The organism is Vreelandella nigrificans (assembly GCF_002374315.1).
GTDB lineage: Bacteria > Pseudomonadota > Gammaproteobacteria > Pseudomonadales > Halomonadaceae > Vreelandella > Vreelandella nigrificans.
On sequence record NZ_NWUX01000007.1, the window covers coordinates 94,836 to 118,239 of the forward strand.

At 50.4% G+C, this 23,404-nt stretch carries 23 protein-coding genes; 13 read left to right on the forward strand and 10 right to left on the reverse strand.

The features are described 5' to 3' along the window. The first annotated feature begins 74 nt into the window (after window positions 1-74). The 4 genes from ptsP (at window position 75) to pgi (ending at window position 7,590) form a co-directional block, all read left to right on the forward strand. On the forward strand, window positions 75-2,960 hold the full coding sequence (ptsP, locus tag CPA45_RS10305) for a phosphoenolpyruvate--protein phosphotransferase (protein WP_096651463.1): 2,886 nt from the start codon (window positions 75-77) through the stop codon (window positions 2,958-2,960). Then, on the forward strand, window positions 2,960-3,931 hold the full coding sequence (pfkB, locus tag CPA45_RS10310) for a 1-phosphofructokinase (protein ID WP_096651464.1): 972 nt from the start codon (window positions 2,960-2,962) through the stop codon (window positions 3,929-3,931). The genes ptsP and pfkB overlap by 1 nt, the downstream gene beginning before the upstream one ends. Then, window positions 3,928-5,664 (forward strand): PTS fructose-like transporter subunit IIB, encoded by a 1,737-nt coding sequence (locus CPA45_RS10315; RefSeq protein WP_096651465.1) that lies wholly within the window; start codon window positions 3,928-3,930, stop codon window positions 5,662-5,664. The genes pfkB and CPA45_RS10315 overlap by 4 nt, the downstream gene beginning before the upstream one ends. A 261-nt stretch (window positions 5,665-5,925) precedes the next feature. Then, complete coding sequence (gene pgi, locus CPA45_RS10320; RefSeq protein WP_096651466.1) at window positions 5,926-7,590, forward strand: glucose-6-phosphate isomerase; 1,665 nt, start codon at window positions 5,926-5,928, stop codon at window positions 7,588-7,590. Window positions 7,591-7,742: 152 nt separating this feature from the next. On the opposite strand, the gene CPA45_RS10325 is transcribed toward pgi, so the two are convergent. Genes CPA45_RS10325 through CPA45_RS10335 form a run of 3 tightly spaced genes read right to left on the reverse strand, consistent with a single transcriptional unit; the run spans window position 7,743 to window position 9,174 of the window. Further along, window positions 7,743-8,138 carry a GFA family protein gene (locus CPA45_RS10325; protein WP_096651467.1) on the reverse strand — a complete coding sequence of 132 codons (396 nt, stop codon included), beginning with the start codon at window positions 8,136-8,138 and terminating at the stop codon, window positions 7,743-7,745. Between the two features lie 57 nt (window positions 8,139-8,195). Continuing rightward, on the reverse strand, window positions 8,196-8,561 hold the full coding sequence (locus CPA45_RS10330) for a glyoxalase superfamily protein (protein ID WP_096651468.1): 366 nt from the start codon (window positions 8,559-8,561) through the stop codon (window positions 8,196-8,198). 13 nt (window positions 8,562-8,574) lie between these two features. Then, window positions 8,575-9,174: a TetR/AcrR family transcriptional regulator gene (locus CPA45_RS10335; protein WP_096651469.1), complete on the reverse strand. Its 600-nt coding sequence runs from the start codon at window positions 9,172-9,174 to the stop codon at window positions 8,575-8,577. Window positions 9,175-9,299: 125 nt separating this feature from the next. Between CPA45_RS10335 and CPA45_RS10340 the strand changes: the two genes are divergently transcribed. After that, window positions 9,300-9,782 (forward strand): HPP family protein, encoded by a 483-nt coding sequence (locus CPA45_RS10340; protein ID WP_096651470.1) that lies wholly within the window; start codon window positions 9,300-9,302, stop codon window positions 9,780-9,782. Between the two features lie 100 nt (window positions 9,783-9,882). Here CPA45_RS10340 and CPA45_RS10345 read toward each other — a convergent pair whose 3' ends face one another. After that, entirely contained in the window at window positions 9,883-10,338 is a 456-nt protein-coding gene (locus CPA45_RS10345; RefSeq protein WP_096651471.1) for a hypothetical protein, read from the reverse strand. Between the two features lie 418 nt (window positions 10,339-10,756). Here CPA45_RS10345 and CPA45_RS10350 point away from each other — a divergent pair, with 418 nt between their 5' ends. From CPA45_RS10350 to CPA45_RS10375, 6 genes are read left to right on the forward strand one after another with little or no spacing between them, the layout of a single operon-like run. Next, window positions 10,757-11,485, forward strand: a complete 729-nt coding sequence (locus CPA45_RS10350; RefSeq protein WP_165771536.1) for an AfsA-related hotdog domain-containing protein — start codon at window positions 10,757-10,759, stop codon at window positions 11,483-11,485. Continuing rightward, window positions 11,482-13,044, forward strand: coding sequence for an FAD-dependent monooxygenase (locus CPA45_RS10355; RefSeq protein ID WP_096651473.1), 1,563 nt, complete (start codon window positions 11,482-11,484; stop codon window positions 13,042-13,044). Before CPA45_RS10350 ends, CPA45_RS10355 begins: the two co-directional genes overlap by 4 nt. Further along, complete coding sequence (locus CPA45_RS10360) at window positions 13,041-15,353, forward strand: efflux RND transporter permease subunit (protein WP_096651474.1); 2,313 nt, start codon at window positions 13,041-13,043, stop codon at window positions 15,351-15,353. The genes CPA45_RS10355 and CPA45_RS10360 overlap by 4 nt, the downstream gene beginning before the upstream one ends. After that, on the forward strand, window positions 15,340-16,158 hold the full coding sequence (locus CPA45_RS10365) for an outer membrane lipoprotein-sorting protein (RefSeq protein WP_096651475.1): 819 nt from the start codon (window positions 15,340-15,342) through the stop codon (window positions 16,156-16,158). Before CPA45_RS10360 ends, CPA45_RS10365 begins: the two co-directional genes overlap by 14 nt. 54 nt (window positions 16,159-16,212) lie before the next feature. Continuing rightward, a complete protein-coding gene (locus tag CPA45_RS10370; protein ID WP_096651476.1) occupies window positions 16,213-17,502 on the forward strand; it encodes a DUF1302 domain-containing protein in 1,290 nt (429 codons plus the stop codon). Between the two features lie 10 nt (window positions 17,503-17,512). Then, the gene (locus CPA45_RS10375) at window positions 17,513-18,160 is read left to right on the forward strand and encodes an HAD family hydrolase (RefSeq protein WP_096651477.1); all 648 of its coding nucleotides are present in this window, start codon (window positions 17,513-17,515) and stop codon (window positions 18,158-18,160) included. Here the strand turns inward: CPA45_RS10375 and CPA45_RS10380 are convergent. From CPA45_RS10380 to CPA45_RS10395, 4 genes are all read right to left on the reverse strand, one after another. Then, a complete protein-coding gene (locus tag CPA45_RS10380) occupies window positions 18,153-19,055 on the reverse strand; it encodes a LysR family transcriptional regulator (RefSeq protein ID WP_096651478.1) in 903 nt (300 codons plus the stop codon). The two genes, CPA45_RS10375 and CPA45_RS10380, sit on opposite strands and share 8 nt — an antisense overlap. 432 nt (window positions 19,056-19,487) lie before the next feature. Continuing rightward, window positions 19,488-19,724: a hypothetical protein gene (locus CPA45_RS10385; RefSeq protein ID WP_096651479.1), complete on the reverse strand. Its 237-nt coding sequence runs from the start codon at window positions 19,722-19,724 to the stop codon at window positions 19,488-19,490. An 82-nt stretch (window positions 19,725-19,806) separates the two neighbouring features. After that, a complete protein-coding gene (locus tag CPA45_RS10390; RefSeq protein ID WP_078088013.1) occupies window positions 19,807-20,067 on the reverse strand; it encodes a DUF4282 domain-containing protein in 261 nt (86 codons plus the stop codon). A gap of 291 nt (window positions 20,068-20,358) precedes the next feature. After that, window positions 20,359-21,084, reverse strand: coding sequence for an ArsR/SmtB family transcription factor (locus CPA45_RS10395; RefSeq protein WP_096651480.1), 726 nt, complete (start codon window positions 21,082-21,084; stop codon window positions 20,359-20,361). 75 nt (window positions 21,085-21,159) lie between these two features. Between CPA45_RS10395 and CPA45_RS10400 the strand changes: the two genes are divergently transcribed. Then, window positions 21,160-21,510 carry an NIPSNAP family protein gene (locus tag CPA45_RS10400; RefSeq protein WP_096651481.1) on the forward strand — a complete coding sequence of 117 codons (351 nt, stop codon included), beginning with the start codon at window positions 21,160-21,162 and terminating at the stop codon, window positions 21,508-21,510. Between the two features lie 27 nt (window positions 21,511-21,537). Beyond that, the gene (locus tag CPA45_RS10405; RefSeq protein WP_096651482.1) at window positions 21,538-21,903 is read left to right on the forward strand and encodes an antibiotic biosynthesis monooxygenase family protein; all 366 of its coding nucleotides are present in this window, start codon (window positions 21,538-21,540) and stop codon (window positions 21,901-21,903) included. A gap of 39 nt (window positions 21,904-21,942) precedes the next feature. Here CPA45_RS10405 and CPA45_RS10410 read toward each other — a convergent pair whose 3' ends face one another. Together CPA45_RS10410 and CPA45_RS10415 are read right to left on the reverse strand one after the other, a co-directional pair. Continuing rightward, a complete protein-coding gene (locus tag CPA45_RS10410) occupies window positions 21,943-22,509 on the reverse strand; it encodes a cysteine hydrolase family protein (RefSeq protein ID WP_096651483.1) in 567 nt (188 codons plus the stop codon). Window positions 22,510-22,537: 28 nt separating this feature from the next. Beyond that, window positions 22,538-23,269 (reverse strand): glucose 1-dehydrogenase, encoded by a 732-nt coding sequence (locus tag CPA45_RS10415; RefSeq protein WP_096651484.1) that lies wholly within the window; start codon window positions 23,267-23,269, stop codon window positions 22,538-22,540. Window positions 23,270-23,404 lie beyond the last annotated feature (135 nt).

Sequence of the window (23,404 nt, forward strand, 5' to 3'; positions counted from 1 at the left end):
ACGTTTTATGCACTAGCCTATTGCTACCCATTGCAGACGTTATCGTTACCTTACAGCGTTTAAAGGAGAACCCTATGTTAACTCTCGGCCCAGATGACATCTTGCTCGACCGCCATGCGGGCGACTGGCAAGCTGCACTCGACATTGCCGCCAAGGCGCTAGCGGATGCTGGCTTAGTTGAGGCCGAGTATCGCGATGGCCTTCACGCCCGCGAGGCGCAGTCATCCACCTACCTCGGTAACGCCATTGCGATCCCCCACGGCACGCAGGAGAGCCGTCAGCACGTAAAACACACCGGCGTCCGAGTACTACAGTTTCCTAAGGGCGTCCAATGGCACGATGGTCAAACAGTTCACGTACTGGTTACCATTGCTGCGCAAAACGACGAACACCTGGATATTTTACGCCAACTTACCCATGTGCTAGATCGAGAGGGTGTTGCCACTGAGCTAGCCCACGCCAGCTCAGCTGCGGAAGTTGCGCGACTGCTCTCCAAACCTCCGTTAACAGCGCGACTGGATGCCGATACCTTATGCATTAACTTCCCTGCCCGTGATCCTCAAGAGCTAGCCCTGGCAGCATCAGCGCGCCTACGCCAAAGCGGCTGTGTCGATAATGCGTTTATCAGCGCAATTGCTGGCACCCAACCCCAGTGGCTAGGCAAAGGCCTATGGCTCACCAGCTATGCACGGGGCGTCACTCAACCAGCCTTAGGTGTTGCCACCCCAGCTGACACCAGCCTAGAGCACAGTGGCCACCCTGTGCATGCGCTATTCTGCCTAGCCGCCAGCGGTGATGCCCACCGCCCTCTGCTTGAGCAAATAATAGCAGTGCTGGATAACGGAGAAAGCGAAAGCCTAGTAGGCAAAAGCAGTGCTCAGCTGTTGGCCATCTTAGCGGGTGAGACTAGTAATACTCAGACTCGCCGAGTGCGAGTACTGAACCCACATGGTTTACACGCACGACCGGCAAAACAACTAGTGCAGACTGCCCGAGCTCAACCCATGCCGGTCAATGTACGCTTGGAAGAAGGCAGCGCTACCAATGTTTCTGCTGCCAGTCTGACCAAAGTGATAGGCTTAGGCGCACGGCGCGGCCAGTGGCTGGTGTTTTCTGCCGAAGGTGAGCAGGCAAGCGCTGCACTAGAAGCGGTTGCTGCCGCAGTGGAAGACGGCTTAGGCGAAAAAGTAACGCCGTTTGACGGCGGCTTTGACACTATCGGTTTTGACACCAGCGCCGCTGCTAATACAAGCAAACCAGCTATCGAGCCGTTAGCTGCAGATACGCCACACACCGGGGTTGCTGCCTCGCCTGGCTTGGCCATTGCGCCAGTCTTCGTGATTCGTCCACTTCAGTTCGACTACCTCGAGCATGCCAGCGACCCCGAACATGAAATTAGTCGCTTGAAAGTAGCCCTCAAAGAGGGGGCAGCTCAGTTACAAACGCTAGTACACAACGCGCCAGGTGGCGAAGTAGCTGACATTCTCTCGATGCACGAGGAGATGCTTGACGACCCCGAGCTACACCATGCTGCCATTGATGCTATTCGGGAAGGTCGTTCGGCGGAGGCTGGCTGGTGGGATGCTATTGAGACTGCCGCCCATGCCCAGGAAATGCTCGCCGACCGATTGTTGGCAGAGCGCGCCGCCGACCTGCGTGATGTCGGTCGCCGCGTACTGGGCGTACTGTGCGATGTGCAACTACCCGAGCCGCCCGACCACCCCTATATTCTGGTGATGGACGATATTGGCCCTTCCGATGTTGCCCGCCTGGACACCTCCCGGGTGCGCGGCCTACTTACTGTACGCGGCGGTGCCACCGCTCACAGTGCCATTCTGGCCCGCGCCTTAGGCATTCCTGCCGTAGTGGGTGCAGGAGAAGCAGTAATGGCACTGCACAACGGTAGTATGATGGTTTTGGATGGTGAGCGTGGCCGTATAACACCTCAGCCTTCCGAAGAGCGCCTGCAACGGGCCGAACAACAGCTACTCGAGCAGCAGCAGCGTGAAGCAGATGCTTGGGAGCTGCGCTTTGAACAGGCCCAAACCCGCGATGGTCATCGAGTCGAAGTAGCAGCCAACTTAGGTAACACAGCCCATGCTGCCGATGCTGTAGAACGAGGTGCTGAAGGCGTTGGTTTGCTGCGTACTGAATTCCTGTTTATGGCCTACTCCAGCGCGCCAGACTTAGCGACCCAAATAGCCGAGTACCGCGAAGCCACCGATGCCCTTGATGGTCGCCCACTGGTTGCTCGCACCCTAGATGTCGGTGGCGATAAACCGCTGCCCTACTGGCCCGTGCCGCAGGAAGACAACCCCTTCCTAGGTCTGCGTGGCATTCGCTTAGCACTGACCCAGCCTGATGTGCTGGAAACCCAGTTGCGGGCTTTATTAATGGCCGCTGTCAATAGGCCCTTACGCATTATGCTGCCAATGGTTAAAGACGTGGCCGAATTCCGCGCCGCCAAAACCATTTACGACCGCTTGCTTAGTGAAATACCATCACACGAGCGTGCTACCGATGTACAACTGGGTGTAATGATCGAAGTCCCCTCCAGTGCGCTATTAGCCCCCACATTGGCTAAAGAAGTGGACTTCTTCTCAATTGGTACCAACGATCTAACCCAGTACACACTGGCGATTGACCGAGGTCACCCGGAGCTTTCCGCCCAGGCCGACGGCCTTCATCCCGCGGTGCTGCGCTTAATTCAAATGACGGTTGATGCCGCCCACGCCCAAGGCAAATGGGTAGGCGTATGCGGCGAGCTAGCCTCGGATGCCATGGCCGTGCCAGTACTGGTAGGCCTGGGCGTGGATGAGCTTTCTGTCAGTGCACGACAAATCCCGCTGGTCAAAGCCCGGCTACGTGAGTTTGACCTTGCCGATGCCAAAGCCTGCGCCGAGTTAGCACTGAGCAAAGCCACCAGCGATGAGGTGCGTGACGCCTTGGAGGCCCGCTAATGGCCAGGGTAGTTTGCATTACGCTCAACCCAGCGCTGGATTTAGCTTTCAACCTTGAAACGCTAACGCTTGGGCACGTAAACCGTCCTGACAGCGCCCACTTAGAAGCCGCTGGCAAGGGCGTTAACGTGGCGAGGGTGCTGGCAAGTCTAGGTCACGAAGTAACCGTTAGCGGTTTCTTAGGCAGTGAGAATGATGCCCCCTTTGCACTTGCTTTTCGGCAACTGGGTTTGACCGACGCTTTTGTGCGCGTACCCGGCAGCACCCGCATCAACGCCAAACTGGCCGAGAAAAGCGGCCGGGTCACAGACATAAACAGCCCCGGCATGCCCATTACGCCTGCTCACATCACTGCCCTGCGGGATACGCTGAATGGCATGTTCCAACATACCCCCGCACCTCAAGCGGTGGTAGTAGCAGGCAGCCTCCCACCAGGTATTGATCAGCACCTCTTTGCTGAACTGTTAGCCACACTAAAAGGCTATGGTGTGCCGCTATGGATAGACACCAGTGGCCCCGCACTGCTGACCGCCATTGCCGCTCAGCCTGCCGCCGTAAAACCTAACGAAATGGAACTCGCCGAATGGGCAGGTAGCAAGCTCGATTCTGACCAGAAACGCCAAGCAGCCGCCGAACAACTGTACGCCAGCGGTATCGAGCACGCGCTGATTTCTGCTGGAGCAGAGGGCGTTTTATGGGTAAGCCAGCAAGGCATTTGGCACTCCATTCCACCCAGTGTTACCGCTACGAATACCGTTTGTGCAGGCGATACCTTTGTTGCTGGCATGCTTCACGGACTGCTCAGCGGATTCCTCCCGCAAGACACCCTTCGCTTCGCTACGGCACTTTCTGCTGAAGCGGTTCGCCATGTTGGCGTGGGCACCCCTCATGCCGATGATTTTGACTCACTCCAACAACATACCCGGGTACGGCGTCTTGATGACACCATCACCGAGGGAGCCACGCTATGAATATTATTCTGATTACCGCCTGCCCCAGCGGCATGGCGACCACCTTCCTAGCCGCCAAGCGCCTTGAACAGGCCGCCACCCGGATGGGCTGGGGCGTGCATGTTGAAATGCATGGTGAAATTGCTCCCCTACAAGCTGCCTCCGCAGAGCAAATCGCCAACGCTGATTTAATTGTGGTTGCCGCCGACCACGTGCCTGCCCCAGAACGCTTCGAGGGCAAACGCCTCTTCCGAGCGCCAATTGCCAGTGCCCTCCCCGACCCGAGCACCTTTCTTGCCCAAGCCAAACGTGAAGCGCCTATTTTCAGCGCCCCTGCTGCTTCACCCACGCCGCTTACTACAGATACCTCAGGCGGCAAAAAAATCGTTGCTGTCACCGCCTGCCCAACCGGCGTAGCCCATACCTTTATGGCCGCAGAAGCGCTAGCCGAAGCGGGCAAAGCCATGGGGCACAATATTCGTGTAGAAACCCAGGGCTCAGTAGGCGCGCAGAATCACCTAACCGAAGAAGAAATTGCCCAGGCTGACATAGTGTTGCTGGCCTGTGATATCGAGGTTGACCCATCACGCTTTGCAGGCAAACGCATCTACCGCACGTCTACCAGCAATGCACTTAAAAAACCTCGCCCTACTATTGAAGCGGCCCTAGAAAATGCTGCGCTGGAGAGTAGCGGTTCAGCAACTACAACCAGTGACAATAAAAGTATTAAAGAGAAAGGTGTTTATAAACACCTCCTGACCGGTGTTTCATTCATGCTGCCAATGGTGGTGGCAGGCGGTTTATTGATTGCACTCTCTTTTATGTTTGGCATTGAGGCCTTTGAACAGGAAGGCACCTTAGCCGCAGCGCTCATGCAAATTGGCGGAGGCACTGCCTTTGCACTAATGATTCCGGTGCTAGCTGGTTATATCGCTTACTCCATCGCCGACCGGCCAGGCATCGCCCCAGGTATGATTGGCGGCATGCTCGCAGCGAATATTGAAGCAGGTTTTATCGGTGGGATTCTGGCGGGCTTCTTGGCCGGTTATGTGGCACTGGCAGTTACCCGCTACGTTAAGCTGCCCTCAAGTGTTGAGTCGCTCAAGCCAATACTGATTATTCCGTTTGTTGCGAGCTTGGTCACTGGCCTAATCATGATCTATGTGATTGGTGAACCAGTTGCCGCCATCATGGCAGCCTTAACCAACTTCCTGGCCGCCATGGACTCCACCAATGCCGTTCTGCTGGGCATTCTGCTGGGCGCGATGATGTGTTTCGACCTAGGTGGGCCGGTTAATAAAGCCGCTTATACCTTTGGCGTAGGTTTATTGGCATCGCAAACCTACGCCCCAATGGCCGCTATTATGGCAGCGGGCATGGTGCCTGCCATTGGCATGGGCATTGCTAGCTTTGTAGCGCGTAACAAGTTCTCAGCGCCAGAGCGCGAAGCGGGCAAAGCGTCATTTGTGCTTGGCCTGTGCTTTATCAGCGAAGGGGCAATTCCCTTTGCCGCTAAAGACCCGCTGCGTGTAATTCCAGCCTGTATCGCAGGTGGCGCATTAACTGGCGCACTTTCTATGCTTATCGGTGCCCAGTTAATGGCGCCTCACGGTGGTATCTTTGTACTACTAATTCCCAATGCCATTACCCCTGCACTGCTCTACCTTGGCGCGATAGTAGCTGGCTCACTGGTGACCGGGTTAGGCTATGCCTTTATCAAGCGCGGAGCTGCTCAAGTAGCGGTTGCCAGTTAACTGCTGGCAAATAACGCTGGGTAGGCTAGGCAAATGCCTACCCAGCACCTCTTCTGCAAATGGGCCTCAGCTCACGGCACTTTTACCAGCTACCTTACATCGCTCTTTTCACTGTTTTATTACTTATTTTTTTGTATAAATTTCTTATTGCCTGCCTCAAACGAAGCTTTATGTAGTATTTTTACATAAATAGAATGAGGCATGGGCTAGCGAACCGCCCTCGTCACTTAATAATGATCGAAAACAACAGGACCGCCTTCTATGTTTCAACTCACCCGCAGCGTTACCTGGCAGGCACTCGAACGCCTACGTGACAAAACCGCCAACGACCGCATTCGTGATTACTTCACCAATGACCCGCAGCGCTTTGAAAAAATGAGCCTGCGGGTGGGCGGTCTGTTCTTGGATTACTCCAAGCACCATGTCTCTGATGAGGTGCTCTCCAAACTGCTGGAGCTAGCCGACCACTCAGCCCTGGTACAACGCCGTGCGCAGATGTTCTCTGGCGATATTATTAATGTCACCGAAAACCGCCCGGTACTGCACACCGCTCTTCGTAACTTAAGCGATGAACCAGTACATGTAGACGGCAATGATGTGATGCCGGAAATTAATCGTACCCGTGAGCAGATCAAGCAGTTTTCGGAAGCAGTAAGAAGCGGTGAATGGAAAGGCTACAACGGCCAGCGCATTAAAGATGTGGTCAACATTGGCATCGGCGGCTCTGACCTTGGCCCTAATATGGCGGTGCGTGCGCTGCTTAAGTACCGCCACCCGGAGCTGCACTTCCACTTCGTTTCCAACGTGGACGGCACCCATATTCAGAAGGTGCTTTCACGGCTTGACCCAGCCACCACGCTGTTTATCGTCTCCACCAAGACCTTCTCTACCCAGGAGACACTGCTCAACGCCAAAACCGCGCGGCGCTGGTTCCTGGAGAACGCTGGCGAAGACGCTGACGTGGGCGCGCATTTTATTGCCGCTTCCACCAACCGCAAAGCAGCAATGGATTTTGGCATTCGCGAAGAGAACGTATTCGAATTCTGGGCCTGGGTGGGCGGTCGCTACTCTATGTGGTCGTCTATCGGTCTACCGATCGCACTGTCGATTGGCTTTGATGGCTTTATCGAGCTGCTTGAAGGCGCCCATGAGATGGACCGCCACTTTATCGAAGCGCCCTTCTCACAAAACATGCCAGTGCTGATGGCACTGATCGGCATTTGGTATATCAACTTTATCGGCGCTGAAACCCAGGCCATCGTGCCCTACGACCAAGCACTTAACCAACTGCCCTCCTTCCTGCAGCAGCTGGATATGGAGTCTAACGGTAAATCGGTGGATATCTTCGGCCATCCGGTGAATTACAAAACCGGCCCGATAGTATGGGGGCAAACCGGTTCCAACGGTCAGCACGCCTTCTTTCAGCTACTGCACCAGGGCACCCGCTATGTACCGATTGACTTTATCGCCTCGCTGAAACCCGAGCCCGGCGTGGAAGATCACCATTTCGCCTTGCTCACCAACATGCTTGCCCAGGCCAACGCCTTTATGGAAGGCAGCCAAGGAGACAGTAAAGAACTTAGCCAGCATGACCCCTACAGCTGCCCTGGCAACCGCCCTTCCAGCACGCTACTACTGGACGAGCTAACACCAAAAAATCTAGGCGCGCTGATTGCCCTCTACGAGCACAAGGTGTTTGTGCAGGGCGTCATTTGGAACATCAACTCGTTTGATCAGTGGGGTGTGCAGCTTGGCAAACGCATTGCCGGTGAAATCAGCGAGCGCATCGACACCAATGCCGCTGACTTCGACGCCTCCACCCAAGGCTTGTTGGAATTGGTGCGCGCGCATTTTCCCAGTGACGGCAACGCAAAGCAAAGCGCGCCAGCCAGTGCTGACAAAAAGCCAGCCAGGAAAAAGCGTTAAGCGGAGAGTTTGGTAAACATTAGATAAACAAACGCCTTGGCTGAAATGAACTGTACCCCGAAAGTTGGACACCCAATCCAACCTTCGGGGTGTTTATCTGATACAAATATCGGCCCTGGTTGAAAGTAATCATAAGCCCCAAGCCATCTAGATTAATCCGGCGCAAATTGCTCAAAAACCTGCTTTCCGGTCATTTTCTCTGTTTGGTTGTTAAGCTCGTAATAATCAGGCTTCTCATCAATGAATATTTCGCTGGCAAGTTGGAATGCCTGATCCTGGAACAGGCCTGCTGGGAGAATATATTCATTGCTAGGTAGTAGATGATAAAAGAGATGAGTACCACAGGTTGCACAGAACCCGCGCTCCGCCCACTCAGATGATCGGTAAGCGACTGGCTCAGCGCCAGAGAACTGCACTGGATCACCGCAGTGCACGGCGAACATGGGCCCACCCGACCAACGCCGACATAGTGAGCAATGACAAATACTGACGTGCTCATGATCTGGAGCAGTCACCTGAATGGAACCGCAAAGGCACGTGCCTTTCATCACAACCTCCTTTAACCGTTAGCCCCCATTATAGAAGCCATCGTCGTGTCGACGAGATTAAGGGGATATCAGTTCATTGAACAATATTCTGTTAGAAAACGGATCTACCACTTCGAATACTCTGTCACCCCACGGGGCTATCGTTATTTCCGGGCGGCTAAATTTGTAATCCCGGGATAACACCTCGCGGTACAAACCTTCAAGATCATCAGTATTCACAAACGTTTTAGCGCCGGGAGAACAGTCTCCAGAATGCTCACTGAGATGAAAAACAAGATCACCTCTAGATACCTGCATATAGACAGGAAAGCCTGCCTCAAAGCGATGTTCCCAATCAAGCGACATACCCAAGAACTCAAGATAGAACGCCTTGGCTTTAGATTCATCAAAAATTCGGATAACCGGAATGACTTGAAACTGCATTTGCGCGCTCCTCTTAAAGCAAAACTGCTGTCGCATGATCCGCAAACCTTGCCTTCAGCAACTCCTCAGCGATTGCTTTGGCTTTTACGGCAGCTTTTAAGTCCCCCATCACGTGTGCCTGAACAGTTGCCCCTTCTTTTAAAGTGGCTACCGCTTCGGATAACGTAACCACCGTTTTTTCATCAGAGAATATTTGTGAAATATACCCGCTTATCAAGCCAAGCATGGATCTTTTATGGCTAGCGCACTGCTGATGCACGGGATGATTTAAGTCACTGAATTCAGCACTGACATTAATGAAATAACACCCATGGAAAGGATGAATCAGCTTTTCTCTCTCATTAAACCAATCATCCAACGCATCGAACAAAGCCAAAATCGCGCTTTGCCCATCAGGTGCAAGCTGTGTACGCCCTTCGATCCAGGAAGAAAACTGTCGATCACGATACTCAACCGTTGCAGCGACCAGTGCTTCTTTGCTGGGAAAATGATTGTATAGCGTTTTCTTCGCCACACCTGATTCAGCAATAACGCGGTTGATGCCAATCGCATGCACCCCATAGCGATAAAATAGCCCAAAGGCGACCGAGACTAACTGCTCTCTCCTCTCCATGGCTAAAACCTCACGTTGATGTTATGAGCAACATATTGACGCCAGGAGACCGATCTGTCTACCATAGTCAATGTAGACAGATCGGTCTCCTTCGTTTTTATGCTAAATATGAGGTTACTTCTTGCATGAAGATTATGCTGTTTTTACCTACCCAACAAAAAACGGCTCTACTAGCAGGTATCGGTGCTACCGGCTGCATAACAGTGCTTAGCCTTCTAAGTTCACACAGCCATGCGCTGTGGCTAATGGCACCATTTGGCGCAACAATGGTGATACTGTTTGGATTGCCCGCAAGCCCATTAGCCCAACCACGTAATATTGTGGCAGGCCACTTAATAACGGCGGCTTTGGGTCTTGCTATAGCTCATCTATTGGGGGTGCACGAATGGACGCTAGGTCTGGCGGTTGGCTTATCAATAGCGGCTATGATGCTTACCAATACGGCCCACCCTCCTGCTGGTGCTAACCCCTTACTGATTATGCTGGCGGGTGAGAACTGGCACTTTATACTCACTCCTGTAGCATCTGGTGCCATTCTGATTGTGGGTTTTGGATACGTGTATCATCGATTTATTTCAGGGCAACAGTATCCCAAACAATGGTTTTAGTAGAAGAAGATGCTAGCTACACAGCACCGATGCTCTGGTCAAAAGGGTCCATTTGCTCGTGGCATGCTTGGCAGTGTTTGTGAGTGCTTTTATTGAGCACTCACAACTCCCCCCCTGAACACCTTATCTTCTTGTATAGTTTACCCATAAAATTGGCTCCCACTATCAAGCCCACACCAAGTGCAATAACGGCTAGAGGGCCATAGGCAATACTACCTGACCAGATCCACTGGCTAATTGCTATGCCAATATGTTGTAGCGTGAGATAAACACCTATCAGAAAACTACCAGCACGTACTAAACCTAACTCGGTCAGCGGTAGCTTGACCTCTGCCTTATCCGTTGGGTGAACTTTATTAGCCAACGGTTTTGCCACAAACCAAAGTACGACTCCGACAATAATAGGCATGGCAATCATTGCTATCAGGGTAACCATCCATTCGTCATATGATGACGTTGAGCCAGGGCCAAACAGCATCGGAGCTAGGGCAAGTAGAGGCTTAAGAGCAATATACAGCGCTAAAACTCGGATTAAGATGATAGAGAAAGCTTTCATAGGATATGGACATGCCCCCTGTGGTTTACGTCAACATAATAGCCATATTATGAATATCGTCAGCTGACGACATTGCCCCAGCTATTTACTACCTTTATTTCACTTAAAAGTAGCCTCTCTCGTCAAGTGAGCCTCTTCCAAATAGCTTTCTTACCGCCCTTCTAGGCGTTTTTTTTATTGGCTAGGAGCCTACCTATCCCTGCTCTTAATTAGACCATAGGGACAGATAAAAACGGGTTTCGGCACCAAATCCATATAACTCCCACTTAGTCCAACGGATAATGACCCGATCAATAATCTGTCATTTACCACGCTCAATAGCAAAAGTCCGTTTTTCCAAAATCGAAATACGAGCCAGCAATAAAAGGCAGTAATATTGCAATACATTAAAAAGAAAGATACACAAGGGGGCAAGATCGTGAGTGTTAAGTTCGTTGTGGGAAGTAAGTTTTGGAATCCAGAAGTCAATGACGTCTATACTTCTATAGACACGTTTAGAACCATTATTGAGAATCACCCTTACGCTGTTGACAACATATATGTGCCCGGACAAGGGCTAAGCGAAAGCGAACGGCAGGATGTAATCGATACTGTCCGAGTACCCGCTATAAAAAAATATTTTCTTAATAATGGAAAGTTATTAAATAGTGATAAAACTCATAAGTGCAACGACTACAATATTCTTATTTCGGAGCTCTCAACTATCACGCACGGAAAATACCGGTCGTGTTTGTACCTCCACCAAGACAACGAACTTCTTCTGGATCACTTCGATGGCTCGCATATACCCGGCATGGTGTTACTTGAGGCTACCCGACAACTTGCAATAGCCACTTGGTCTCAATTTGAGCAGCGTGATACTTCCGGGATGGCAATGGTGATCAATGATATTCACTGTCACTTCCATGACTTTGCATTTCCGTTCTGCATCAATATTGACATCTCGATTGATCGAGTAGAGAAAGACAACAACTACCGCTTAAATGTGGAGTTTATCCAGAATGGCAATATGTTCTCGAACTCTTATGGCACATTCCGTGTAATCGAAAACAAAAAGCTGCGAAAACTCGAGCGTATCTATTCAAAGAAAATCCTCAATAATCACAAACGCTACCTAGAGCAAGACCTAGAGGAAACTGTGGCATGAAGCAGGTTCTGATTGTAGGTGCAGGACCTGTTGGCCTAACGCTGGGCACCTTACTATGTCAGTACGGTGTAGAGTGCGTCGTTATGGAAAAGGGGAAATCGCGCTTATCAGCGTCTAAGGCCTTTAGTCTCCATGCAAGAACAGTAGAAATGTTAAAGCTACTTAACGCCGATATAGGCGTAGATGCGAAAGCGGTTAAGGTCGAAGAAATGCGGCTTTACTCACGACATAACTTGCTTAGCAAAATGCGTTTTGGGAAATCTAGCAACACCGAATGTCGTGCGATACACAGCTACCCCCAGAATCTTCTGGAATCGGAGCTGGAAACTGCTTTCTGCAGCCATGGAGGATTGATCGAAAAAGGCACGAAGGTGTTCCAAATCGATCACCAGCCTCACGGCTACCTAGTGCACTACAAATACCAAGACGAAGTTAAGAGCCAATGTTTCGATTATGTTGTTGGCTGCGACGGGGCTAACAGTATTGTCAGGCAGTTGGTCAATATCAACTCCTTAGGGTGCGCTTATAGCGAGAACTTCCTGGTAGCGGACTGCAAAATAGAAAGCATGTCCCATAGTTTCGATTATCAAAAACATGGCCATACATTCTTGTCTTCTAAAGGCTATGCCATGTTGTTCCCCATTGGCCAAGACTACACCCGGATAGTGATCGATACCGATAGGCAGTACATAGGTGAGTCTGAGTCGGAAAACCTCGCCTATTTGAACAGTGAGCTTGAGGCGCGTGGCTTTTCGGCGCATATCGACAACGTCAAATGGATCTCAGTGGCTAATGTGCGCTCTTCGCTGGTATCCAAGTACAGCGTCGACAATATCATTCTGGCGGGCGATGCTTGCCACATCCACAGCCCGGTGGGTGGGCAAGGTCTCAATACGGGGATTCAGGATGCGTTTAATTTAGCGTGGCGGTTGGCATTTCTAATCAAGAGTCAAGGTAGTTCAGCGCTACTTCGCGACTACGAGTACGAGCGACGTGCTGTCGCTAAGCGTGTTCTTAAAATGACAAACAGTATGCACAACATGTTCGTTACAAAGAGTAAAGCGCGGGCATTTGTCCGCGATTTTATCATTCGAAAAGTCCAGGCCAGGACATCGGTTAACAATAAACGGATAGAGCAACTCTCGGGCTATGCCATTGCCTATCAGCCCCCAAAAAATCTTAGCAACGGTATTAAATACGCGGGCAAACGGATTGGAAATATCAGCTTTTGCACCGGTCCCCGCACGCAAAACCTATACAACGCGCTGCGGGAAGGAAAATTTGTTTTGGTGATGCCAGGAACGAAAGAACTCGACAAGACCGCTATCGAAAAGAGCCTTGGCCACCTATCGAATTGGGTCAAGGTGCTTATTGCGAGTGATTTCTACGAAAAACTCTCTCTCTACACAGGGCCCCAGAAAGCATCGACACCTGGATTCAGTAATTATCTTCTGGTAAGGCCCGACGCCTATATTGCAGGGATGGTGACAAACCACAGTGACCTCAAACAGTCCCTCGAGACCATGCTTACGCAGTACAACATGGAGGTAAGAGCATGAGTTTCAGAGATAGCTACGCCAGTGCGATAACCGGGCACCCCATTAAGGTCATCATTTCAATGATCATCATCACGCTGATTATTGGCTCTGGTTTGGGCGATCTTACCGTGAGGACTAATCAAGACGGGGATCTTCCAAAATCCGACCCCATGGTGCAGACCAAGGACCGCATTGATGGTGTGTTCGGCGATAAAACAGAGATCATGATAGGCATACAGAGTGACACGATTTTCAGGCCGTCGACGCTACAGAAGGTTGCTGATATCTCCAATGACCTGCGCCACGTCAGTTATGTAGTGCCTGATCAAATACGCAGTCTCTCCACGGTGAACAATGTGGTACCCAATGAATGGGGACTGCAAGTCGGCGAGTTCATGAAATCAGTTCCCAAAACAGCCGAGGAGGCGGAAACCCTAAACCAAGCGGTGCGTGACAACAAGCTAGTCCAAGGCCGCTTAGTCTCCGAGTCGGGAGATTTTACCGTCATCAGCGCTAAAGTCGAGGAAGGCTACGACCAAGCAACGCTGTACAACGCCATTTATGAAATCGTGGAACAGTACGAGGGCCCAGAGAGGTTTTATGTAACCGGCGAGCCTATATTCACTCAAGAAATCGACGGCGGCATTCAGAAAGATACAGCCGTACTTATTCCTCTCGCACTGTTACTGATCATGGCGGGTCTGCTGATTTGCTTCCGAAGTGTGACCGGCGTACTACTACCGATGTTGGCGGTGGTATTAAGTATCGTCTGGGCCATGGGCATGATGGGTCACTTGTCACTTCCGCAAACAGCGGTTTCGTCAGCACTCCCTCTTCTGCTGGTTACTATTGCCAGCTCCTACACTATACATTTGCTGATATATCACAATAACGAGCGTTCCGGTGATGATAGAACACGATCCGCGCTCTCGAGGATAATGCCTTCTCTCATTATGGTAGGCGTCACTTCGGCACTTGGGGCTTTCTCCCTTTACGTATTCGAAATATTGATGATTAGAGAGTTTGCCATTGCCGCAACTATCGGCGTCTTCTCTGCATTGATTATTAACCTCACCATCATTCCAGCCATTCTGCAAATTATTAGTCGACGGAAAAAGCCCTCGCAAGATAGCGGTCCTTCCAAGCCGACCTGGTTGGACCGGCGGTTGATCGCAGTCAGCATGTACTCATTCAAAAACAGCAAAAAGGTTGTTTTGGTCTATCTAGGCATCTTGGTCATTGCTTTTATTGGCGTGAGCAAGGTGAAAACGGGGCTGGACTTTCTTAACCTGTTTGAAGCAGACAATCAGGCAAAAGTGGCTTTCAACGTTTTTAACGAAAAAATCGGCGGAGCCCGATTTATCAATGTGATGGTAGAAGGCGATGAGCAGGGTGCCGTTCAGCGTGCAGAAACACTACGGCAGATGCGCGAATTCCAGAACTATATGGAACGTCAACCGGGAGTAGGCTACACCAACTCGATTGCCGATGTTCTTGAGCAAATTGCCGAGTCTGTCGAGGGTGAACGAGGGGCAGAAGTCGTCATCGACAATGACAAGCAAGTGGCAGAATACTTGATGCTCTACGAAATGTCGGGAAGCCCGGGGGATTTCTCTGATCTGGTCGATTATGACTATCGCAGAGCCAAAATCCAGCTGATGCTGACCACATCTTCGCCGGACGACCACAAACACCTCTATGACCTCGCCAAGCAGTACACGGATGAGCATTTAGGCCCGTCGCTACGTGCGGACTTCGGTGGCGATGTCATTCTTTGGTTGGCTCAGGATGGCTATGTCGTCAAGGGTAAGATCTTAAACATTCTGATGGCTATCGCGATCATTGTCGTCATCGTAGCGTTTTCCTTTAAATCCATTGCCGCTGGTTTACTTGCCATTGTGCCGGTCGCATTCGGCGTCACTGTCACTTTTGCCATCATGGGTTTCTTCGGTCTGCGTCTGGATATGCCCACGTCCATCATTACTGGCTTGGCGGTAGGCATTGGGATTGATTTTTCCATTCACTACCTGACAAGGCTGAAGAAAGAAATGTCAGCCACCAACGACTACGAGAGATCACTGGCGGCCACTTCGACGACCTCTTCTAAAGCAGTGCTGTTCGATACTTTTACCAACATGCTGGGGTTTTCAATGCTAACGCTATCCCAGTTTCTGCCTGTTCAGATTTTCGGCTACTTGGTGTCTCTAACCATGCTGCTGATGGGGGCTAGTGCCATCATTCTGTACCCAGCACTTATCAATATCGTTCGCCCCAAATTCATATTTACACATCAGGAAACTATTCAAAGGAGTGCATATGAACCTGCGTAAAATTCTACTGGCCGGTGTGGCTCTGGCTGGCATCTTAGGTGGCAACACCGCCTACTCAGAACAATACACAGCCCGTGAGATCATGATCCTTAACGAAGCAGCTCGCAAAGCGGATATCAGCGAGACTGCTGAGCTGGAAATGACCCTGATTGATAGAGATGGTCGGTCACGAACACGGCGCGTGTTATTTATCCTAGATGATACCGATCCTACGCTTCGTAAATCGTATATGAAGTTCCTGTCCCCACGAAACGTAGAGGGAATTTCCTTTGTTCAGATCGAGCATGCTGCCGAAGATAATGACCGCTGGTTGTATCTGCCTTCGCTACGGCGTACCCGTCGCATATCTGGCAACACTAAAACGGACAGTTTTGTCGGTACGGACTTCAGCTTCGAGGACTTCGAGATACTCGACGGTACAGTTGCAGGCACGAACCGAGACTACGAGATATTACGCGTCGAAGAAAAAATGGGGCATGAAACCTGGGTTATTGAGGCCATACCGGCGACCGATGAAGAACGTGCAGTTACGGGGTATGGCAGAAGGGTTATATGGATCTCGCAAGAACATTTCCACGCCGTTTACACCGAATTCTATGACCATGATGACGTGCTCTTCAAAGTCATGACGGCGGATAACTTTGGCTTTGTTGAAGGCGGGGACGAGAATGAATACCGACCTCACAGGCTGACAATGGAAACGCTTAAAACCGGCCACCAGACCGTGATCAACTTCTATGATTTTGTACTCAACAACCCGCTTAGCTCGCAGATGTTTACGCGTGAGTACTTATCACGCGGCTAGAAGCCGTGCAGCCCTAGCTGAATTTGGAAACTGTTAAGAGGGATTGTTGTTACGATGAAATTTAGGCTACTGCTTCTGTTGCTGTTGTCTGTCATATCGGCTAGCGCGAGTGCTGGGGAACTCAGCTTTTCGGGCGAACTGGTATACGACGCGGCTTTTCAGGTCGACGATAGCGAGATACAGAAGCAGCAGCTTTTGTCGATCAACGACGTCGACTATTATTTCAATGGAGGCGCTAGTGTTAGCGCTAGAGTGAACCTGAACTATGATATCGATAACAGGCTTCACCGCGACTACGACAGCGTTTTCACATACTCTGACGCATCGAAGCCATACTATTTCGACAATGGCTGGGCAGATCTACGCGAACTCTACGTTGATATACCTCTTAACGGCCATTTTCTGCGGCTGGGTAAACAGCACGTGGCCTGGGGGGCTACAGACGGTCTAAGGGTGCTCGATATTGTTAACCCGGTGGACTACAAAGAGTTTGTACTAGCCCCCTTCGAGGAATCTCGCATTCCCACGTGGATGATCAATTACAGCCATCGTTTCGATCAGTACACAGCACAGTTACTGATAATTCCAGATCAGACGCTGTCATTCGTGCCCAATGGTGCTTTCATGCCCACCAGCCCCCTGGTCTCCCCTACTATTAATCATTCTCGTGCGGCAACGTTTGAAAATGAACACCCCGACGAGCTACGCGGCGAGACGGATGTTGCCTTGAGGATCGGAAGGTCATTCTCAGGTCACGACGTGAACCTTGTGATTGCACGCCAAACGGACAAGGATTACGTCTATCGCCGAGAGGTAACTTCCGAAGGTGTGACCTACCGACCTTATGCGCCTCGTAGCAACATTTACGGAGCATCCTATTCAACAGCCATGGGTGACTACGTGCTCCGGTCAGAATTGGCTTACTCAACTGACAAAGCCTACTTTACCCAATCAAACGACGGTAATGGTATTGAGCTCGCGCGAACAGCGAACTATGGCGTCGCATTAGACTGGTACGGTGCCAGCGACAGTGTCATTACCTTCCAGCTTTTCCAAGACATCATACTGGAGTCTGCGAATAACCTTTACCAGGACAAAACCGAAACTACGTGGAGCCTTAACCTGTCAAAAGACCTGTTGAATCAACGATATGTTGTCGAGGCCATGATCATGCAGAACTTAAATCGCCAGGATGGCTTTACGTCTTTCAATATCCGACATAACTTCTCGGACTCAGTAACGCTAAAGGCAGGGTTCGATTACTTTTTCGGTGATACTGATGGCTTGTTTGGCCAGTTTTCGGATAAAGACAGGCTGACTTTTGCCGCCCACTACACGTTTTAGAGAAGCACTGATGGATAAGACGGTTGCATTTTTCGATGTTGATAACACCATTGTCAATATAACGACGTTGGTCAGCTTTATGAAGTTCTACCACCATACGATAGGTAATCCTGATGAGTATGTGCGCCGATACAGCATTCTTGAGTCCATGAAGTTCGACGGAGCTTCGCGACAAAAGCTAAACGAGTTGTACTACAAGCAATTCAAGGGAGCAGTCTTTTCAGACATGATGAACATGGGTAGACGTTGGTTTGAGTCCTTGGATCATGACACCCTGTTCAAGACGCCGGTGATCAAAGCCATCAACGAGCATAAGCAAAAGGGAAACAGCATCGCGTTGGTATCTGGCTCTTTTCAACCCTGCCTCGCCCCGATACTTGAACACATAGGTGGTCACTGGCTATTGTGCACAGACCTTGAGACTGTAGAGAATGTACTGACGGGCAATATTAAGCAGCAAGCCATTGGGGCGGGCAAAAGAGCCATCATCGAGCGCTTCGCCAGCGAACAAGCACTGCAACTCGATAATTGTTACGCTTATGGCGATGACATATCCGATATCGATATGATGAAATCTGTCGGGCACCCCATTGCTGTTACATCAAGTAACAGTACGTTGATGGATATTGCTCATTCCCATGGTTGGCCGATCATATAATTGCGCGGAACTTCACGTACTCCTTGAACAACTCAAGCGGCTTCGTCATGCACAGCTTCTTTTGATACACCAAAGAGACCGGCATGGACGGCGAACGGTAGTCGGGGTATAGCTTCTTAAGCTGGCCACTTTCTATTTCATCTTTAACAAAGACCTCGGGTAGCAAGGCGATGCCGATACCGGAGAGCGTCATCGCTTTGATCGCGGCCAAACTATTCGCTTTATGGCCAGCAAAGAGTCCCTGTGAATGCTTGGTTGACTTTACCTCTGGCTCTGGCAGCAGAATGCGCGCCGTTTGTGAAATGTTGATAAAGCTCGGCGTGATCAGCTTGCTAACTTCCAACAAATGTTCGTGGCTCTCGGGAAGCTTGTGGTTATCAATATAGCTCTGACTAGCACAAAAAACATGTTCAGTGCTGGTGAAGGGTATAGCCACAAGTCGGGAATCATCCAACTTCCCAGTGCGGAAGCTAAAGTCCACATTAGCGGCAATCAGGTCCTTCACATCGTTGGATACATCGAACTCAAGCATAATATTCTCGTAGCTTTCTGCAAAGCACTGTAAGAAAGCGAAAGTTCGCTGCGTCACAAGCATCTCAGGTAGAGAAATGCGGACGGCCCCTGCCGCTTCTTTATTAACACTTTGAATCCAGGATTCGCAGTCTTCCAGATCCCTCATTATAATTTTTATCTTCTGATAAAAAACTCTCCCCATACTTGTGGGGCACAAGCTATGGGTCGAGCGCTCAATCAGCTGAACATCAAGCTCGCTTTCAAGTTTAGAGAGCCGCTTACTGATGGACGCTGGTGACACGTTCAGCTGCCTAGCGGCTTTAGTGATGCTATTGCTTTCATAAATAGCGATGAATGATTTTAGGTTTTCGAGATTTCGCATGCTTCTTCTTTAAGTGGCAAGTTAATTGTTTGCTACAACGGTATGCTCGCTACTAGCAGCCTGTCGGTTTTTTTATAAGGTTGCAGGTACTTTTGCCCCTGTAGCGAGCGGGGCGCTAGCATTCCTGCCATATCGTATGCAGACTTCAGCCAGTTTAGCGAAGTAGAAGAGAAGCCGGTGGACCACCCGCTCGAAATGGGCGCGGCTGGCTTGCATCGTAGCTGGATTAACACGCCCCAAATAACGTTGTGTGCCGAGGGGTGCAACGTTGACGTCTTTGCTGCTATGGTCAAATTTTACGCCAACTCGAAAAGCAAGGCACTCATCTTCACGACGCCAAGTCGTTGAAGTGCCGCCACCACAAGTAGCGAGGTGCCCCAGCACACATACTTTGATGCTAACGGCTTTACCTTGACCGTAACACTACTAATTTTAAAGTCCTTTTTTGGCTCTGAGGATAGCAGTCTCAACTGCTGACAAGGCTTGGGGGCTATTCTTCCAACAAGTGGTCCTCAGCATTGAGGCTACCGTTTCAGCAATATCTTTGGCATCGTAAGTAGATAGTTTACTAAAAGAGTCGATGCCAATGTCCTCGAATCGCTTAACAACCGTGGGACCGACACCTTTCAGCTCTAACAAGGCAGCCTTTTCAGCCTCAGAAAATGCCACTATGTATCTCCTCTCGTGTATTTAGTCACCATAACAACCAACCAAAAGTAGCACCTTTGGCTGGTTGCATTGATAACACTATTTATAGCGGCTTATCAGCGATTTTTTTGATGTTTTCGTGAATTTTGAACAACACCATCAATAGCTCGCACCATATTCTGGCGCCTACTCCACCACCGATAATTATTCCAAGCCCGACAAGAAACTTGCTAAAAGTAATGCCACCATATCCTGCAAACATAGCGCTTAGACCTGATACAACAGCAAAAAACAGAAGCAGCCAATATACAAACGTGATGATCTTTGGGGTGAGCATCGAATTAAAAAAGAAAACCTCTTTCATATGACGTCCTTGGTTTTTCATTAATAAATAACAGTGATTACACGGCCAACTACAGAATCCAATAAACATTCCGTACATTCATCATGACTAAGCAGCCACCCGTTTTAACTCTACCCTATTGCCCCCATTGCAGGCAAAGCATAGTTTGGAAAAATAGCCAGAAACTATGTTGCTGTGAAACTATGTTGCTGTGAAACGATGCTGCTATGTAGTTTGATATGAATGTTGCCTGGCCAAGCCAAGTCAATCGTGGGAGTGGGAAGCTCACCTCACTCTGGTAGCCACACTGCCTTAGAACGCGACCGCAGCTTGTTGGGCAGTGGCTGATGGTTCACTTTGCGCTACTAACATTGCTCGCAACGCCCTCTCCCCCTGGGAGCTAAACACCATGACACGGGAACCATTCTCCTGCTTCGCCCAGCCTAGCTCCTGAATCCGGGCAAGCAGCGCGGTCCCGAGTGCGCCAGCTAGATGATGCCTACGCTCGCTCCAATCGAGACACGCTCGGCAAAACGATCGTCTTGAAGAAGTAAGCACATCTGTATCGATGCCCAAGTGGTTAAACCACTCTCGCCCATGCTCAGTAAGCCTTAGCCCTCCTGGGTGCTGCTGCAGGACACCCGTATGGAGCATCTGCTCATATACGAAAACACCCAATTCCCCAGCAAGGTGGTCGTAACAGACGCGAGCCTTACGCAGGGCTGGGTCGCGTGGGCCGGTAGAGATGTGAGCTCCTGCGCCTTGAAAAGCGAGGCCCATCAGCGACTCTAAAAGATTAGCAACCTGTGGCCCCGCAAGCCTGAAATAGCGATGGCGACCCTGTTTATCGACCGTGATAAGGCCTTCGTCTCGTAGTTTCCCAAGGTGAAAGCTCATGGTCTGCTTAGTGACACCCGCCATGGTTGCCAACTCGGTAGCGGTCAGGGCACGACCTGACATTAGGGCGCTGAGAACCTCTACCCGAGCGTTATCTGCGATAAGTGCGGCGACGCGCACAATGTTAGGGCCTTCACTCATAGTTCGATCCTAGTCGAACCATTAAGGGTCGGCAATACGCTATTGTTCCCACTAGCATTCAAAGGAGATAGCCACATGAGCATTACCTGCGTCATCCGTTACGAGATTGATCCCTTCCAGCGTAATGCATTCAAAACGTACGCTGAAAACTGGGGGAAAATAATACCTTGGTGCGGCGGCCATCTCATCGGCTACTTCCTTCCCCATGAGGGTACGAATAATGTCGCCTGGGGCCTGATCGCGTTCGCCGACTTGGCATCCTATGAGGCCTACCGCATTCGGCTGCAGTCTGACGAAGGAGCCCTCGCAAATTTTGCCATGGCCCAAAAACACCGCTTTATTCTCAAGGAGGAGCGCAGTTTCGTCGAAGCAGTGTCTGGCACCCTGGCTGTAAAACCTATCAATACAATGAACATATCAGTGTAATAAACCTATCAATACAAGGAGCACTGCATGATTGCCGTAATTTTTGAGGTTCTCCCACATGCTGAGCGGAAACAAGACTACCTGGATACTGCTAGCGCATTGCACCGCCATTTGGAAGGCATCGACGGCTTTATATCTATAGAGCGCTTCGAAAGTCTCACGCATCCTGGAAAAATTCTCTCGCTATCCTTCTGGCAGGATGAAGAAGCTGTGAGACAGTGGAGAACGTTAAGACCTCACCGGTCTGCCCAGAAAGATGGTCGGCAGGGTATTTTTGCTGACTACCGACTCCGCGTTGCCGCCGTCATCCGAGACTACGGGCTAAATGATCGGCGCGAGGCACCAGAGGATTCACGTCAAGTACATCAGCCCAATAGAAAACTTGGGATCTAACACAAGCCCCAACTTTTGACTTATGGAGTGGGTCAGGACTTAAACTTGTGGTGAAAAATCAATCAAAGACAACGCATCGCAGGTTGTGAGGATAGTGGCGTACTCCCCTGCTAAATTCGCTAGCGACATAGCGTGTACCTCATCTGCGGTGCGGTAAGTACCAGCGTAATCGTGTTTGGCAAAGGTAAAGGTGGCATCGCTTATTACTTGGGTAGCAAACCCTAAGTTGCCTGCCATACGTGCGCTAGCTTCAACAGAGTTGCTGGTGCTTACGCCCACGATGACTAATTGCTGGATACCGCGCACCTGTAGCCAGCGCTCTAAGCCAGAGTGAACAAACGCATCTGGTACATTTTTCTCTACCACATGCTCTGAAGGTAACGGCGCCAGCGCGGGTTGGAACTCAGAACCGCTCTGCCCTGGCCAAAAAGGTGAGCCGGGCGTGCGAGAAATATGCCGTACATGCACTACCGGCCAGCGCACTTTACGCCATACGGTTAGTAGACGATAAATATTACCTTCGGCATCAGGGTTGTTGCGCTCACCCACAGAAGTTTCACTCATGCCACGCTGCATATCGATAATAATTAGTGCTGAGCAACTCACGCGATTGTATTCCTTTTAGCTAACAGTATTACCGCCCCCCTGCTACATCAATAAATGACCCCGTGACGTATGAAGCTTCATCCGAAAGCAACCAAACGATGGTATTGGCCACTTCCTCAACGGAACCACCACGCTGCATAGGAATTTGCGGTGCTAAACGATCCACCCGCTTCGGCTCACCACCATCGGCATGCATATCAGTGTAGATAAAGCCGGGACGAACGGCATTAACACGAATCCCCGAGGCGGCAACTTCGCGAGATAGCCCCTTGGTCAGGGTATCCATGGCACCTTTCGATGCAGCGTAATCAACATACTCAAATGGCGAACCTGTTTGAGAGGCAAGCGAGGAGACGTTAACAATGGCACCACCTGATTTAAAGCGCCTGACGGCTTCTCTTGAACATAGAAAACAGCTCACCACATTGCTCTTCAGTACTTGATTAAAGCGCTCAAGGTCGATATCAACCAGTTTAGATTGAGTGAACAGAATGCCTGCATTATTAACCAAATGCGTCACACTGCCAAAGCGCTCCTCTGTTGAATCAAACAGGCGGATCGCATCAGCTTCACTACTAACATCCGCTTGGTGGGCAAACGCTCGACCACCATCACGGATAATGCACTCAACCACCTCATCCGCCCGTTCTCTATTGGCAAGATAGTTAACACACACGGCATAGCCTTTAGCGCCCAGTAATTTTGCCGTTGCTGCTCCGATACCTCTACCTCCCCCTGTCACAATAACCACTTTCGACATAACCCCTCCTCGCTAGCGCTTTGGTCACAACCCCACTGAGCAGATTAAACCCGAGGCAGTTACTTGGGTAGCTTCCTTTTAACCACCAGTCAGGCTCAGTCATTTACCTACAGTTGATTTCTTTTAGCTTTGCAA

What these genes read in the sequence shown, in the direction of transcription:
- ptsP (WP_096651463.1), top strand. Translation starts at nt 75, where the DNA reads ATGTTAACTCTCGGCCCAGATGACATCTTGCTCGACCGCCATGCGGGC.
- pfkB (WP_096651464.1), top strand. Translation starts at nt 2,960, where the DNA reads ATGGCCAGGGTAGTTTGCATTACGCTCAACCCAGCGCTGGATTTAGCT.
- CPA45_RS10315 (WP_096651465.1), top strand. Translation starts at nt 3,928, where the DNA reads ATGAATATTATTCTGATTACCGCCTGCCCCAGCGGCATGGCGACCACC.
- pgi (WP_096651466.1), top strand. Translation starts at nt 5,926, where the DNA reads ATGTTTCAACTCACCCGCAGCGTTACCTGGCAGGCACTCGAACGCCTA.
- CPA45_RS10325 (WP_096651467.1), bottom strand. Translation starts at nt 8,138, where the DNA reads ATGAAAGGCACGTGCCTTTGCGGTTCCATTCAGGTGACTGCTCCAGAT.
- CPA45_RS10330 (WP_096651468.1), bottom strand. Translation starts at nt 8,561, where the DNA reads ATGCAGTTTCAAGTCATTCCGGTTATCCGAATTTTTGATGAATCTAAA.
- CPA45_RS10335 (WP_096651469.1), bottom strand. Translation starts at nt 9,174, where the DNA reads ATGGAGAGGAGAGAGCAGTTAGTCTCGGTCGCCTTTGGGCTATTTTAT.
- CPA45_RS10340 (WP_096651470.1), top strand. Translation starts at nt 9,300, where the DNA reads ATGAAGATTATGCTGTTTTTACCTACCCAACAAAAAACGGCTCTACTA.
- CPA45_RS10345 (WP_096651471.1), bottom strand. Translation starts at nt 10,338, where the DNA reads ATGAAAGCTTTCTCTATCATCTTAATCCGAGTTTTAGCGCTGTATATT.
- CPA45_RS10355 (WP_096651473.1), top strand. Translation starts at nt 11,482, where the DNA reads ATGAAGCAGGTTCTGATTGTAGGTGCAGGACCTGTTGGCCTAACGCTG.
- CPA45_RS10360 (WP_096651474.1), top strand. Translation starts at nt 13,041, where the DNA reads ATGAGTTTCAGAGATAGCTACGCCAGTGCGATAACCGGGCACCCCATT.
- CPA45_RS10365 (WP_096651475.1), top strand. Translation starts at nt 15,340, where the DNA reads ATGAACCTGCGTAAAATTCTACTGGCCGGTGTGGCTCTGGCTGGCATC.
- CPA45_RS10370 (WP_096651476.1), top strand. Translation starts at nt 16,213, where the DNA reads ATGAAATTTAGGCTACTGCTTCTGTTGCTGTTGTCTGTCATATCGGCT.
- CPA45_RS10375 (WP_096651477.1), top strand. Translation starts at nt 17,513, where the DNA reads ATGGATAAGACGGTTGCATTTTTCGATGTTGATAACACCATTGTCAAT.
- CPA45_RS10380 (WP_096651478.1), bottom strand. Translation starts at nt 19,055, where the DNA reads ATGCGAAATCTCGAAAACCTAAAATCATTCATCGCTATTTATGAAAGC.
- CPA45_RS10390 (WP_078088013.1), bottom strand. Translation starts at nt 20,067, where the DNA reads ATGAAAGAGGTTTTCTTTTTTAATTCGATGCTCACCCCAAAGATCATC.
- CPA45_RS10395 (WP_096651480.1), bottom strand. Translation starts at nt 21,084, where the DNA reads ATGAGTGAAGGCCCTAACATTGTGCGCGTCGCCGCACTTATCGCAGAT.
- CPA45_RS10400 (WP_096651481.1), top strand. Translation starts at nt 21,160, where the DNA reads ATGAGCATTACCTGCGTCATCCGTTACGAGATTGATCCCTTCCAGCGT.
- CPA45_RS10405 (WP_096651482.1), top strand. Translation starts at nt 21,538, where the DNA reads ATGATTGCCGTAATTTTTGAGGTTCTCCCACATGCTGAGCGGAAACAA.
- CPA45_RS10415 (WP_096651484.1), bottom strand. Translation starts at nt 23,269, where the DNA reads ATGTCGAAAGTGGTTATTGTGACAGGGGGAGGTAGAGGTATCGGAGCA.